At 70.2% G+C, this 13,138-nt stretch carries 9 protein-coding genes; 4 read left to right on the top strand and 5 right to left on the bottom strand.

The window, feature by feature from the left end:
• Nucleotides 1-18: 18 nt before the first annotated feature.
• Nucleotides 19-1,191 (bottom strand): hypothetical protein, encoded by a 1,173-nt coding sequence (locus AB0M29_RS36565; protein WP_365390906.1) that lies wholly within the window; start codon nt 1,189-1,191, stop codon nt 19-21.
• Between the two features lie 125 nt (nt 1,192-1,316).
• On the opposite strand from AB0M29_RS36565, the gene AB0M29_RS36560 reads away from it, so the two are divergent.
• The 3 genes from AB0M29_RS36560 to AB0M29_RS36550 all read left to right on the top strand — a co-directional run bounded on the left by AB0M29_RS36560 (nt 1,317) and on the right by AB0M29_RS36550 (nt 4,696).
• The gene (locus AB0M29_RS36560) at nt 1,317-1,604 is read left to right on the top strand and encodes a hypothetical protein (RefSeq protein ID WP_365390904.1); all 288 of its coding nucleotides are present in this window, start codon (nt 1,317-1,319) and stop codon (nt 1,602-1,604) included.
• A 258-nt stretch (nt 1,605-1,862) separates the two neighbouring features.
• Complete coding sequence (locus tag AB0M29_RS36555) at nt 1,863-2,234, top strand: hypothetical protein (protein WP_365390903.1); 372 nt, start codon at nt 1,863-1,865, stop codon at nt 2,232-2,234.
• Nucleotides 2,231-4,696 (top strand): caspase family protein, encoded by a 2,466-nt coding sequence (locus AB0M29_RS36550; RefSeq protein ID WP_365390902.1) that lies wholly within the window; start codon nt 2,231-2,233, stop codon nt 4,694-4,696. Before AB0M29_RS36555 ends, AB0M29_RS36550 begins: the two co-directional genes overlap by 4 nt.
• A 255-nt stretch (nt 4,697-4,951) precedes the next feature.
• Here the strand turns inward: AB0M29_RS36550 and AB0M29_RS36545 are convergent, their stop codons facing one another.
• The 4 genes from AB0M29_RS36545 to AB0M29_RS36530 form a co-directional block, all read right to left on the bottom strand.
• The gene (locus AB0M29_RS36545) at nt 4,952-6,103 is read right to left on the bottom strand and encodes an AAA family ATPase (RefSeq protein WP_365390900.1); all 1,152 of its coding nucleotides are present in this window, start codon (nt 6,101-6,103) and stop codon (nt 4,952-4,954) included.
• Between the two features lie 121 nt (nt 6,104-6,224).
• On the bottom strand, nt 6,225-8,585 hold the full coding sequence (locus tag AB0M29_RS36540; protein WP_365390898.1) for a transposase: 2,361 nt from the start codon (nt 8,583-8,585) through the stop codon (nt 6,225-6,227).
• Between the two features lie 17 nt (nt 8,586-8,602).
• The gene (locus AB0M29_RS36535; protein ID WP_365390896.1) at nt 8,603-9,358 is read right to left on the bottom strand and encodes a TnsA-like heteromeric transposase endonuclease subunit; all 756 of its coding nucleotides are present in this window, start codon (nt 9,356-9,358) and stop codon (nt 8,603-8,605) included.
• A 190-nt stretch (nt 9,359-9,548) separates the two neighbouring features.
• Nucleotides 9,549-10,589, bottom strand: a complete 1,041-nt coding sequence (locus tag AB0M29_RS36530) for a TniQ family protein (RefSeq protein ID WP_365390894.1) — start codon at nt 10,587-10,589, stop codon at nt 9,549-9,551.
• Nucleotides 10,590-10,772: 183 nt separating this feature from the next.
• Between AB0M29_RS36530 and AB0M29_RS36525 the strand changes: the two genes are divergently transcribed.
• Entirely contained in the window at nt 10,773-13,121 is a 2,349-nt protein-coding gene (locus AB0M29_RS36525; protein ID WP_365390892.1) for a Helicase associated domain protein, read from the top strand.
• Nucleotides 13,122-13,138: the final 17 nt, after the last annotated feature.

The raw sequence follows: 13,138 nt of genomic DNA, 5'->3' as shown, positions 1-13,138 counted from the left end.
TCGCCGGCTACGCCGCCATCACCGGCCGGATGCCTCGGCACCAGTACGCCCTGCCCGCGCACGATCGGTGAGGTCGTGGAGGCGGCCGATCCAGGCTTGCATGAACGCCTCGGCTCCGTCCTCCTCGGCGCCGGGCAGCCGGAACAACCCCTGTCCGGTACCAGTCTGTTCGGCGAGCGGCGCCTCCAGCCAGGCGGCGAGCGCGGCCATCTCGGGAGACAGGCACATCGCGAGCGCGTGGGGGATGCCGGACGGACTGACCATCTGAGGCACGAACTGGGAGACGAGCAGGGCGAACCCGGACTCGTCGATCCTCGTCCGCAGGCGCGCAAGGGCGGGGTTGTCGGGCATCAGCAGCCCGTGCGTCACGTACAGGAAACCGATCATGGTGAGCATCCGCGCCGCACCGCGCGCCGCGGCCATCTCGGCCTCGCTGGCCGCCGACAGGCGGGCGAGCGGGTCGACCAGTGTCCCTGCCTGCACCCAGTCCTCCAGGGTGCCGTCCCCCTCGGCCTGCCGCGCAGACCCGGCGACCGGTGCCCAGTCCACGCCGGGCATCAGGGTGGCGAGCGCCTCGATGAGTGCCTCACCGCCGACCTCGCTGGCCCCCATCCCGGCGGCCGCGGCCAGGTGCACCGCCGCGCGCCGCCGCGCGCGCTCCAGCCCTGGCTCCCACTCACCCTCGGGGTCCTCGACCAGCCGCCGTACCTCGTCCGGATGTGGCAGCCCGGCCGGACCCCGCCCCACCACTCGCCCTGCCTCGGCGTAGAAGGCGTCCTGCGCCTCCTCGCTCCCGCCGCCCGCGGCCCGAGCCTGCACCACCAGCCGCCGGGCGGGTGAGCCGTCCATCGCCCACACCAACGCCTCGCGCACGGCCGGCCACGGCGGCTCCGGCACCGCCAACTCCCCAGGCCCAGCGGGAAGTCCGGCCTCGGCGTACCAGGCGATCACCGTCCACCGCAGATCCCGCCCCGGCCGCGCATGCCGCCCCAGCACCGCCGCGACCGCGACCGCCTCCTCGACAAGCACCGACACCGAGCCACGCCCCCGCCCCAGCCACCGACGCGCATGCCCGGGCAGCAGTCCCGCCGCCCGCCACCGCTCCAGCTGCGCCCCCGACACCACCACGTCGAGCGCCGCAAGGCGCTCGATCAGCTCCCGATCCGCAGGGCTCGGCACTCCTCTGACCACCCGCACCACATTAGAACCCCTCGAGGCACCGAGAAGCACACAGCGCCGCCCCCGGTGAACTGAGGCAGGACACCATCTCGTACGCCCGCACACCCGGGTCTTACTTGCCAAGGAGCCCCGCCCTCATGCCCACCCGCCGCCGATGGCCCGCCCGCACGGCCGCCGCCGCGCTCCTCCTGGCCCCCACCACTGCCGTCCGCGCCGCCCTCGCCTACGTCGGCGCCGCCCTGCTGCTGCTCCTGATCCTCACCGCCGCCCTCGCCCTAGGCGCCGCCTACGCCCCACGCCCCGCCCACCGCACCGCCGCCCGCCACACCCTCCAGCTCCTCCTTCGCCTCGCCCCCTGGTACCCCCACGCCAGCGCACAGCGGACGCGGACCAAGCGTCGGGGCGCCAGGGGAAGCCAGCACTGAGGTACGCGGCTTCCTGCCCTGCGGTGGATACACGGCCCCGATGCGGCCGACGCCCGGACGGCACCGGCCAGGCGGTGCACACCCCACGAGGAAGAGGAAGGACACTCGCACTCAGGCCGTTCGGCGAGCGTCTTCTGCACGCTGACCGCGTGGAGGGCAAGGCCCGGTCGTCCCCGCCCACTTGACCAGCGTTTGCGCTGCATCCATGCTCTCGTGCGCGGCACACTGGATCGCCCACCGGGGGAGAGGAGCCGTGCTGTGCACATACAGCTACGTCTGGTCGAGGAGAGCGGAAAAAACACCACCGACTCCGATGCCGCTGCGCTGCGCAGGCAGTTGGCAGCCCAGCCAGAACTTCGCGGCCACGTGAACGTCCTGCGCAAAAGCCCGGCGGAAGGCGAGATGGGCGGAGGGCCGGCACTGTTGGCCGTCTTTCTGGGCAGCGGCAGCGCCCTCTCCGCGTTCCTCGGGACGCTGCCCGCGCTGCTCCGCGCCCGCCGCTCGCCCACATCCGTCGAGATTACCCTTGCTGATGGCCGCAGCGCCAAAGTCACCGCCGACTCTGCCGAGGACGCCCGGACCCTGCTGGAGGCGGCCATGCGCGAACACGTGAACCCGCCGCAGCCGTGACCGTCAGGCTGCCGGACCCCCGCATCTCGCGGGCTGTCCTCATCGGTACATCCGCCTACGACAGCCCGGACTTCAAACCCCTGCTGGCCGTGCGCAACAACCTCGAGGTGCTCCAGGAACTGCTCACCTCGGACAGCGGTGCGTTCATGCCCGGCAGGTGCACCGTCGTGCAGGATTCGTCGGACCCGCGGGGCGTGTGCCGCACGATCCGGGAAGCGGCCCGCGAGGCCTCGGACACACTGCTCGTCTACTTCTCCGGGCACGGGATCCTCAGCGACGATCTGACCCATCTGCATCTGGCACTGACCTGCACTGATCAGAGCGACCTGCGATGGACGACCGTCCCGTTCCAGGCGATCCGGGAAATCTTCGAGACTGCCGCCTGCCGCAACAAGATCCTCATCCTCGACTGCTGCCAGAGCGGCTGGATCCTGGACGCGATGATGGGCGGTAACGATCACGATGGGGTGCCGTTGGACATCCGCGGTACCTACCTGCTCACGTCCTCCTCCGCGGAGCTCAAGTCGTACGCGCCGCCCGGCGACCGGTACACCGCCTTCACCGGTGAACTCGTCAGACTCCTGCGCGACGGGCTGCCGGGGGGTCCCGAACTCCTCCCGCTGAGCGTCCTGTTCGAGCCACTGAGCTCGGCGTTGGAAAGGCGCCGGCTGCCGAGTCCGCGCCAGCAGGGCTCCGATGACCACGCGGCTCTGGCGCTGGTGCGCAACCGGGCCGCGCCACAAGGACGGCTGCCGGCTACGGGCGGCCCACGGCAGCACACCGCCGAACGGGACACGGGCCGTGTGCCGGAGACGCAGCTGTCCTTGAACGCCTCTTACTTACTGCGCCAGTTGGCCGGCCTGCTACTGGCAGGAGCGGCAGTCTGGGGGATCGCCAAGTCTCTTCCGGGCGGCGGCGGATCGCTGATATCGGTGCACGGCGTACTGGTCGCGTTGTTCGGCGCGTTGTTCTTACCCGCAACGTGGCTGGGGCGGAGCGCTCCGAACGACTACTCCTTGGTGATAGGCCAGCACGGCATCGAGGTGCGCTACGAGGACCAGCACTTCTACTACCCGTGGCACCGTGTCAGCCGCGTCTGGGTGGCCGCCCGGTACCGAGGACGTTTCCTCGGCACCAGCTACACGCTGCTGTTACGGCCCAAGCCGGGCGTCCTGCCCAAGACCGCCAAGCGAGGCGCGCCAGGCCCCCGGCGCGACAAGGCAACGGGCGCCCTGCGCATTGCCAACCTGCGGCACTTGAACCAATCGCCTGCTGCGGTGGAGAAGATGCTGTCGCAGGCTGCAGGATCCGCGTGGACGCCCAGTAACGGGCAGCTCGGTCCAGCTCCTGACGACCAATCCGAGGCGACGTTCTCCACGGACCGGGCAGCTCTCGCCGGCGTCGCCTTGCTCGCCGCCTTCCTCGCCTACGGGGCCCTCTCCATGGCCTTCTCGCCGCTGTTTGGCGCGGCGGCCTTTGCCGCCGGACTGGCGTGCCTCGCTCTCTCCCGTGTCGTCCATCCCGTACGCCTGGTGGTCAGCGCGGCCGGCGTGTCGCTCGCTCGTGCCCGGACGAGGACCACCTACGCCTGGTCCGAGATCGAACACATCGGCATCCTCCCCTGGCAGCGGGGTCCGCGTAACCTGCCGGGCCTGCCGCACTGCGACCTGCTGGTACTGCGTCCCGTTGCCCGGCCGGACTTTACGCCGGTCGGCCGCACGGCCTTCTACCTGCCGAAACTAGACAATGGCTGCGTCACCCTCTGCATGCTCCCAGAAGTCACCGGCAACACGCACAGGCTCCGAGCCGCCCTCAACCGCTTCGCGGACACATCACAAGCTGTCCCCCCTGCCCACGGCTGGCTCCGGCCCCTGGCACCGAAGGCCACCAGAACCACGAAGGCACCGAAGGACGGAACGACCGTCTCGGGCCTCAGACCGACGCGGGCCAGCGTGGCACTCTTCGGCGTGAGCACGGCACCCTTGATCGCCATGCTTCTTTGGTACAACGCGGGGAGCCTGCCCCCACCGATCGCCGCACTCAGCGCCCTTCTGCTCCCCTTCCTCCCCTACGCGGTCCTCGCAGCCTATTTTCTGACGGGTCGTCACCGAATTGAGCTCCACGTGGGGACCAGTGGGCTCACCTTGACCGTCTGCGGACTCCGCCCCCAGTCCCTGCGCGTCCCCTGGGGAGACATCGAGAGCGTCGGCATCGTCCATGCCCAGCGGCCCACCGCCCAGCACTCCCTGATGATGTGGCTCAGGCCCGGGGCGAAGCCGCCCCGATCGCTCTGGTGGTTCTACCGGCAGGAGCACGGCGGCCTGCGCTTGATGTCGCTGGAGGGCAGCCGCCTCAACACGACACCGGAAGACCTCGACCGGGCGATCGCCAGGCACGCCGGTCACCGTCACACGAACATGGATCGGCTGTCGCACCGTCAGCAAGATGCCGCAGACAGGTGAGTTCACGCACTCTGTCGCATCCCCCCTTCGCAGATCGAGGAGATGACGTTTCGAAGCTGGTTTGAACAGAACCGGGCGAAGCCGAAGGGCAAGATGCGGGTCGGGGCGAAGGGGCTCCTGCCCCCGGAGGTACGAGCGCGCCGATTGGGCCGGTGACCGACCCGGCAAGACAGCGGCCTCCTGCCGGAATGGGGTGGCGCTCGCCAGGCGGGCTCCGACCATCCGGTAGCCGAGCTGATCAGGGCTAGCCCGGCTTCACGTCTGGTCTGCGGCTGGTTGCCAGGAGCCGAGCTGGGCTGTCGCGGCTTTGAGCTCCTTGTCGGTGATGTTCTCGCTGCCGGTGCGGATCGCGATGACGGCGGCGGTGGAGATGACGTAGGTGAGGGCCTTGAAGTAGCCGCCGGTGCGCCGGTGCAGTTCGGCGGCGTGTTTGCTCAGGGCGTTTTCCTCGAGCCGGTACAGGCTCAAGTCGGCCTCGAAGCCCGCCAGTACGCGCCGGAACATCTCCTGTTCCTTGGCTTTGGTGCCCAGGGGCAGGGGGTGCAGCCAGGTCACCGGCAGCAGCGCGGTGGGTGAGGGTGAGACGGGTTGGGCTGGCTGTCCCGCCTGTTCGAGCCGTACCCGGTTTTCCTCGCTGACCCGGGTCAGGTCCTGGGCCAGGATGCGGGCCTGGTGCAGGAGGTGGCTGGCGCCGGTGCCGGAGAAGATGAGCGAGATGCCCAGCTTGTCGCGCAGGTAGTCGAAGTAGGACAGTACGTTCGCCAGTTGCTGCGGTGAGGCCCGGTTGATGTCGTCGATGAGCAGCAGACGGGTCTGCGCCGTCTCCAGGACGTAGTTGACCGGCAGGGTCACGTCCTGGTGCCGGCGCATCTCCAGCACTTCCGCGAGGCTCTTCGGCTCGGGGTTGAGACCCAGGTAGGATCCGATCTCCCAGACCCAGTTCACCCTCAGCTCCGGGTCCGCGGGGGTGGTGATGTGCACCACCGGGATCGTGTTTGGCTGCCTGCCGTTCGTGGCGGCCTCGACCTCCTGCTGGGCGGTGCGCCCGATCGCACGCAACAGGCAGGTCTTGCCGGTGCCTGCGGGCCCGTCGATGACATGGTCCATCAGGCCCTCACGGCACCCGCTGTTGCGGTGGACCGCCTCGACGACCGTCTCCTGCATGTGCGTCATCGCGTCGGTGGGCACTATCCGCAGGTGCCGGTGGTAGGCGATGGCCTGCTCGTCCGTCTCCCTGCCCTCGGTGGGACTGCTGCCCGCCGCCAGAACGGGCGGGTTCACCTCCTCGTCGACGAAGTGGTTCCAGCCGGTGAGTTGGAACAGCGGCAGGGGCCGCATCGGAGTGTCCCTCAGTTGCTGACGCAGACGGGCTTCACGCTTGTCACGCAGTTCGACGGACGCCTTCATCACGCTTCTCCCTCATCACGGTTCCTGCCTCACACCTCCAGACCGGCCCCGGCCCCGGAGGACGCGTCCGCCCCCGGGGCCGGCACACGGCCGCGTCGTCCACGGCCCCTGCGCCGGCCGCCTACATCTCCCATACGTCGTCCTCGGCACCGTCATCACCGTCCGGATCGAGGTCGTCGAGGAGTTCCGCCTCGACGACCTCGTAGGCAACTGCCGGTGTTTCGGCCGTGGGGGCGTCCGGCGGGCTGCCGTCGTCGTCGTCGGGGAAGAGCGCTGCCAGCGGATGCCGGGCCTGCCCGTTGTCCGACGGCTGGTCCGCGCCGCCCGTGCCGGCGGGCAGCGCCGGCGGGGCGGGCGCGGGCGGGGGAGCCAGAGGAGAGATGGGCAGCGCCGGGTAGGGACGCAGGGTTGACAGGTCGAACTCCTCCAGGTCCGCGTAGGGGTCGTGGGAGGGTTGTTCGGTCTCCAACTCCAGGCCCTGGAAGGGTGGTTCGGCTGCTGTGCGCTTCGGTGGCGGCTTGCGGCTGCGGCGGCGCCGGTCGCGCTGGGCCAGGGCCAGGGCGATCGCCTCCTCGTCCTGCTCGCTGCCGCCGGCCGCACGGTGCTGCTCGGCGTGTTCCTGCCACATGTCCGCGGTCCACGGGTCGTGCAGCAGGTGCCGCAGCCGGAAGTCGCACGTGACCCAGGTGCCCGCCGCATGGTCGTAGAGCCACACCCGCTCGGGACGGTAGGGGTTGAAGCGGCATTCCCACCGGTTCGCTCGGCCGGGCAGCTTCGAGCCGCCGCGCAGGAGGATCTCCCGGTAGTGCCCGGCGTCCTGCGCGACGGGCTGATAGGTCCGATAGTCGATCATGAAGCCGCCCTTGCCGGGGGTGACCCACTGCGACAGCAGGAAGAAGCGGTTCTGGGTGGGGGAGAGCGGCACGGCCCGGTAGCCGCTGCGGGCCACCTGGACGGCGTACATGTCGTTGGGTGACAGCACCATGTGGGGCCGGAACGGGTCGCGCAGCCCCGCATCGGGGGTCTGCTGGTACTCCAGTGCCACCCACTCCTGGGCCATCTGCTGGAGCTCGGCAATCGTGTACAGCGGCATCCGCTCGATGCCGCGGCCGCGCTTCTTGTGGCTGCGGCCCTGCCAGCCGTGCCGCACGTGCTGGCTGAAGCGGTGCGCGAGGGTGATGAAGAAGTGCTCGACGAGCGGCTTGTCGGGCGCGGTTCTCTTGCGCGCCGGGCGGCGGGCGATGCGCAGCCGGTCGCAGACCTCGGTGAAGTGCTCGCTGACGTAGGGGCTGCCCTGGTCGTAGATGATTAGTTCGGGGCGGATGACCGGGCGGGCGGCGGTGGCCTCGGTGAACCGTTCGTCCGCCGCGCGCAGCGCCCCGAACGGCAGGCTGGAGGCGGCGGCCGCGCTGAGCGGGTCCCAGCCGGGCATCACCGGCCAGGGCGCGAGAGCCTGGGCCAGCATCAGGGTCAGGTCGATCGCCCGGGTCGCCCGGCCTGCGTGTCCGTTCTCGGCGTCCCGGGGGCGACTGGGCGTGATCATCAGCGCGCACATGCTGTGGGTGGCCACGTCGATCAGTGAGGACATCTCGGTGGCGGTGGGCCGGCCGTCGTCGCCGCGGGCCAGGATCCGCAGCGGCGTGGTGTCGACCTGGGTGACCTGTCCAGGCCGCAGTACTGCCTCGCGTCCGCCGTGCGGCAGGGGCGGGGTGGAGGCCAGTGCGGCCCGGGCCCGCGTCGGCCGATCCAGGACATCGGCCAGGCCGGACTCCTTCATCCGCAGGTAGAAGGTGGACCGGGAGGGCAGCAGGGCCGCCACGGCGGCCGGATCGCCGAGTTCCTTGTCGTAGCGCGCGTGCAGCAGATCCTCGACCTCCTCGCGGATCACGTCGATGGTCACATCCGACTCGTGCGCGCGCCGGGCCACCACCTCCTGTATGGCGGCCAGGCACTGCGGGTCGGTGAAGCCACCCGGCCGTCCCTTCCGTGGCCCGGGCAGCAGGACGACCGGGTTCTCCCCGGCTGCTTTCCACTTGCGCCGCTTGTCGGCGAGGGTGTGGGCGGAATAGCGGATACCCTCGGCGGCCAGCCGCGCCGACATTGCGGCGCATCGCTGGGCCAGCGTCGTCCCTGGCCCGAATCCCCGCTCATGCTCGCTCCGGCCCGGTGCCAGACCGGTGTCGATCTCCACCATGCGCCCCTGCCACCGCGCGGCTTCTTCCTCCCGGTCCTGCTGCCGCCCCCACCCCTCAAGAGCCGTGCCATCCGCGGCCGGCGCCCCGCCGCCGCTGAGGACAGCGAAGTCGTCCGCGCCGACCAGCCACCGGTACGACACCGCCCGGGGCGTTTCCTCGCCGTCCTGTGGTACCAGCGTGACCTGCGGCCCCTGCCACTCCAGCACCTCCCACTCACGCTCCTGCCAGCGCACTCGCGCCTCGATGGATAGCGAGCCCGCAAGCCGGCCCTCACCCGATCTCGCCATGCGCCCCTCCCTGTCCTTCAGGCCGTCCAGGCCACGGCATCGGGCAGTAGGGGCTGCGTGATGTCGAACAGCAGCCGCCGCTGCCAGAGCATCCGGTAAGCGAGGTCCAGCCCCGTCAGCTCGTCCAGCCCGCTTGCCGCTACCCCGGCCCGCAGACCCGTCGGTGCCCTGAACGCCTCCAGCAGTGCTCGCCCTTGGCCCTCCTCGTCGCCCGTGGGAAACCGGTAGCCGGCCAGCCACCCCAGGTTGCGCCCGCGCAGTCCTGACGGCTCACGCACCTGTCGCACCTGCCACCCGGCTGTCCGCGCCACCTCCTCGATCACCTGAAGCCTCGACACGGGCAGGCTCTCCTGGCCGGGCGGCTTCAACACCAGCACCTCACGCACGCCATCGGCCGTGCGCGCCAGGAAATCCGGGCGCCACCGGCGAAGGCGGCCGCCCGCCCGCCACCGCAGTTCCACCGGGCCGGCACTGAACGCCACCCAGACCGGCTCGAAGTCGAGCTCCACTGCCAGCCGCCACTGCCGCAGACTGCCGCACACCACCGTCTGCTCTCGGGTCGCCACCGGCCAGTAGGTGATGATGCCCCTGCGGCCCCGGTAGGGCACCGGCTCGCTCACCGGCCCGAACTCCTCCAACGCCACCCCCCGAAGCCCGGTCGCGCCGGACGAGTGCACCGGCCCATACGGCTCCCGGTACAGGGCCACGACATCCTGCCCCGCGCCCGGCACCGCCTCGTCTGGCAGGCCGCCGGAGTCCACCACCGCGCTCACGGCGCCTACCACCTGCCGCGGCGCCGGTTTCCCGGTGCCGCCCCCACGACGACCTTCACCAGCACCTCCTACGCGACCGACCACCAGCGTGACGCTGTGCCGGTGGCGGCCCGCCAGAACGGCTGCTTGTGTCACCCGAACGAGGAACATGCTCTTGACATCGAGCACGCACGTGACGCCCCGACCAGATCTACAGTTCGGCGGCTGCCATGCCCAGTTGCCAGGGCAGGCAGGAGCGCCTGTCCAGCGAGCCGGTCCGGGTGGCGATGCGGTTGTGTCCCAGAGCCAGCGTCAGACGGCGACGGCCGGGGGAGTGGGCTCGGGCGGGCAGCGCCGCCTGACTATGGAGCTCCAGCCACGCCAGCAAGGGCTGCTTCCCGGTCCCGAAGTCCACCTCCCACCTGTCCATCAGCTGCTGCATACCGGCCAGCCACCGGGCGCGCCCCGCCGGGTCACGCTTCCCGTCCTGTTCGAACCGCAGCATGGCCAGCGCGAGCGCTGCCGCTTCGGGGTAGACCACCAGCGGCGCCGTCCTCATCGCGCGGGCTTCCAGCTTGGCAGACTGTGCCCGCCGCACCCAGCGTGTCGTGTCCGGCATGCTCGTCCACCAGTGGATAGCGGCCTGGAAGGCGTCGGCGAACAGCTCCTCGCCCGCCGGCCCGAACCGCCGCCGCAGTTGCTGCCGCTGCCGGTGCGCGTGGACGGTCTCCGGCAGCTCCGCCAGCTCTACGAAGGCGGGGGCATCGCTTCGGGAGTCATCCGTCCAGCGAAGGTGGCGCGGGCACACCCGCCAGCTGTCCGGCGACATCAGCCATGCCGGCTCTGCGACCCCGCGGTCTTGGGCGCACAGCGTGCAGCTGCGCACGACGTGCCCTTCGGACGGTTCCCATGGCCATTTCCACACTGCCTCGTCCGTGCCGGGCAGCAGGTGCTGATCGGCGAGGCTGGGCAGTGTCCGCTGCAGGAGCGCCTCCGGCTGGCCCGTCAGAACGGCCAGGTAGCGCAGGCCTGCGGCGTTCACATACATCTCGGTGTACGGGGGGTACTTTCCGACCCGTGCAGGATCCTCCGACGCTTTTCCCTGGCCGACACGGTCGAGGAACTCGTGGAGCTCCATCCCGTTGCGGTGGGCGAGCCGGTTCACGAACGAGCCCGTCGACTCGCCGACAAGGTACGGCGCCGACAGCGGCAGCGGCCGGCGCGGACCGTACACAACGGGGATGTCCAGCACCGCTCTCCCCTTCACTCCAGACGCCGTCACCGCACCATCGCCAGCTCCAAAGCGGCCAGTCAAGACCCTCATCACTCGTTCCGGTGAACCACCTCAAAGGCCCCGGCACGCTCCTGAGATGCCCTTCCACCCTGTGATCAAGGGCAACCGCACCGCGCCGCACCCCATCAGGAGGTACAGACCGTGGCCACGCTGACCGCCAACGGCCTGAGAACCCCGCTGAGGGGACACCAGGAGATCGCCGTGGACTCCTGCGTGACCAGCTTCGCCCAGGGCACTCCGCGCGTCACGGTCACCATGGCCACCGGAACCGGCAAGACCCTCGTCGGCCTCAACACCGTCCAGGAAACAGCCCCCCACGGCAACGCCCTGGTGGTCATGCCGACACTGAAACTGCTGGAGCAGACAGCAGCCGTCTGGCGCCGGGAAGGCCGCCGCGGCCGCTACCTCGGAGTCTGCTCACTGCCCGCGCCCGAAGAGCCTGACCTGCGCAGCGTCCTCACCATGGTCCACACCCCGGAGCACCTGGCCGCCGAGGCCGCAAGCGCACGTGCCGACGGCCCGGTGAACGTGTTCAGCACCTACGCTTCACTGAAAAAGATCGAGGCCGCACACCGCGACCTCCATCTGCCGCGATGGGACGTGCTCATCTCCGACGAGGCCCACCGCTCCGCGGGCAACCTCGGCAAGACATGGGCGATCATCCACAGCAACGACGCCCTCCCCGCCCATCACCGCCTCTACATGACCGCGACCCCCCGCATCTTCGATCATGAAGCGGTCAGCCGTGGTCTGCGTCCGGCGCCCGAGTGCGAGATCGCGTCCATGGACGACCTGAGCCTGTACGGCCCGGTCGTCTACCGCATCTCTCTCGCCGAGGCCATCGACCAGGGGCTGCTGGCCGACTACGAGATCGTCGCCGTAGAGATCACCGACGAAGACCTGCGCCGCATCCTGAACCGGCACACCACCAGCACGCAGACCGCCGAAGGGCTTCGCGTCGCTGCCGCTCAAGTCGCGCTGCTACGCGCCCAACACCGCTACGACCTCAGACGCACCCTGACCTTCCACACCTTCGTGGCAGCCGCGACCACCTTCGCCGAGACCCTGCACGAGACCGCCGCGCTCATGCCGGCCACCACGCAGGCACCCCTCCAGGTCTGCACGGTCAACTCCCGCCAGAGTCCTTTCGAACGCCACCGGGCCACCGAAAACTTCGTCGCCACGCCCCTGCACACCCAGCCCACGCGAACACCCCCGCGACGCGCGGTCCTGACCAACTGCCGCTGCTACACCGAAGGCGTCGACATCCCCACCATCGACTCCATCCTCTTCGCCGACCCCAAGACCAGCTCCGTCGAGATCGTCCAGGCCGTCGGCCGCGCCCTGCGCCAGACACCCGGAGACGGCAAGATCTCCCGGATCATCGTCCCCGTCTACATCGCCCCGGGCGAAGACCTCGGCGAAGGCACCAAAAGGACCCCGTTCCACCTGCTCTACCAGGTCATGATCGCCCTCAGCGTCTACGACGAGCACGTCTTCCACCGCGTCGAATACCTGCGGCACGACGACGATGCCGACCGCCCCCACATCGCCGCACGCCCTGAACGCGCCGACGAGATCATCCCTCTCCTCGGCCTCACCCACGCCTCCCCGCCCAACAAGGTGTGGGAACACGGCTTCGAAAGCGCCGAACGCTTCCACGCCGAGCACGGCCACCTCGACGTCCCCAGCCGCCACCTGGGCGCCGACCGCTTCTACCTCGGCTGGTGGATCGGCCAGCAACGTTCCCTGCGCCAGAACCACATGCTCCTACCCGAACGCATCAACGCCCTCGACACCCTCGGCATGACCTGGGAACACCCACGGCACAGCATCGAGTACACGCTCCAGGTCGCCCGTGAGTACACCGCCCGCCACGGACACCTCGCACCACGCACCGACGAACGCCACGGCGGCATCCACCTCGGCCGCTGGGTCGCCGAGCGCCGCAAAGAAGCACGCGAGCGCACTCTCCCCTTCTGCTACCACCGCGCCCTCAACGAGATCTATCCCTGGTGGAACGCCCGCTGGCACAGCTCATGGAACCGCGCCTACACCAAGGCCCTGGCCGCAGCCCGCAAAGGCGATCTCGCCTTTCCCGACCTGCGGCCCGACGGTGACGACAGCCCCCTCACACGCTGGCTCGACCAGCAGATCGATGCCCTGCCCTCCCTGCACCCGAACCAGCACAACCTTCTCGGCGCCCTCCCGCTCCAGCACCCCCTCGCCCTCCTGCTCCGCCGCCCCCGGGGCGCCTCGGAATGGGCTTTCGCCCGCGGCCTGCGCGCAGCACGTACCTTCTGGCGCGCTCACCAGCACCTCGACGTCCCCTTCGCGTACGCCTGCCGCCAGGACGGCCCCAGGTTCCTGCTCGGCAGATGGATCGCCGACAAGCGACGAGCTCCGGGGGCACTGACCCGGGAGCAGCTCGACGCGCTCCAAGCCCTCGACATGCGCTGGCTGCCACGCCCCCGCTCCCACGGGGACTGAACACCGTCTGGCGCGCG

The organism is Streptomyces sp. NPDC051976 (genome assembly GCF_040680795.1).
Lineage (GTDB): Bacteria > Actinomycetota > Actinomycetes > Streptomycetales > Streptomycetaceae > Actinacidiphila.
Note: the sequence above shows the minus strand (reverse complement) of the source record. Positions and strands in the feature narration are given on the sequence as shown.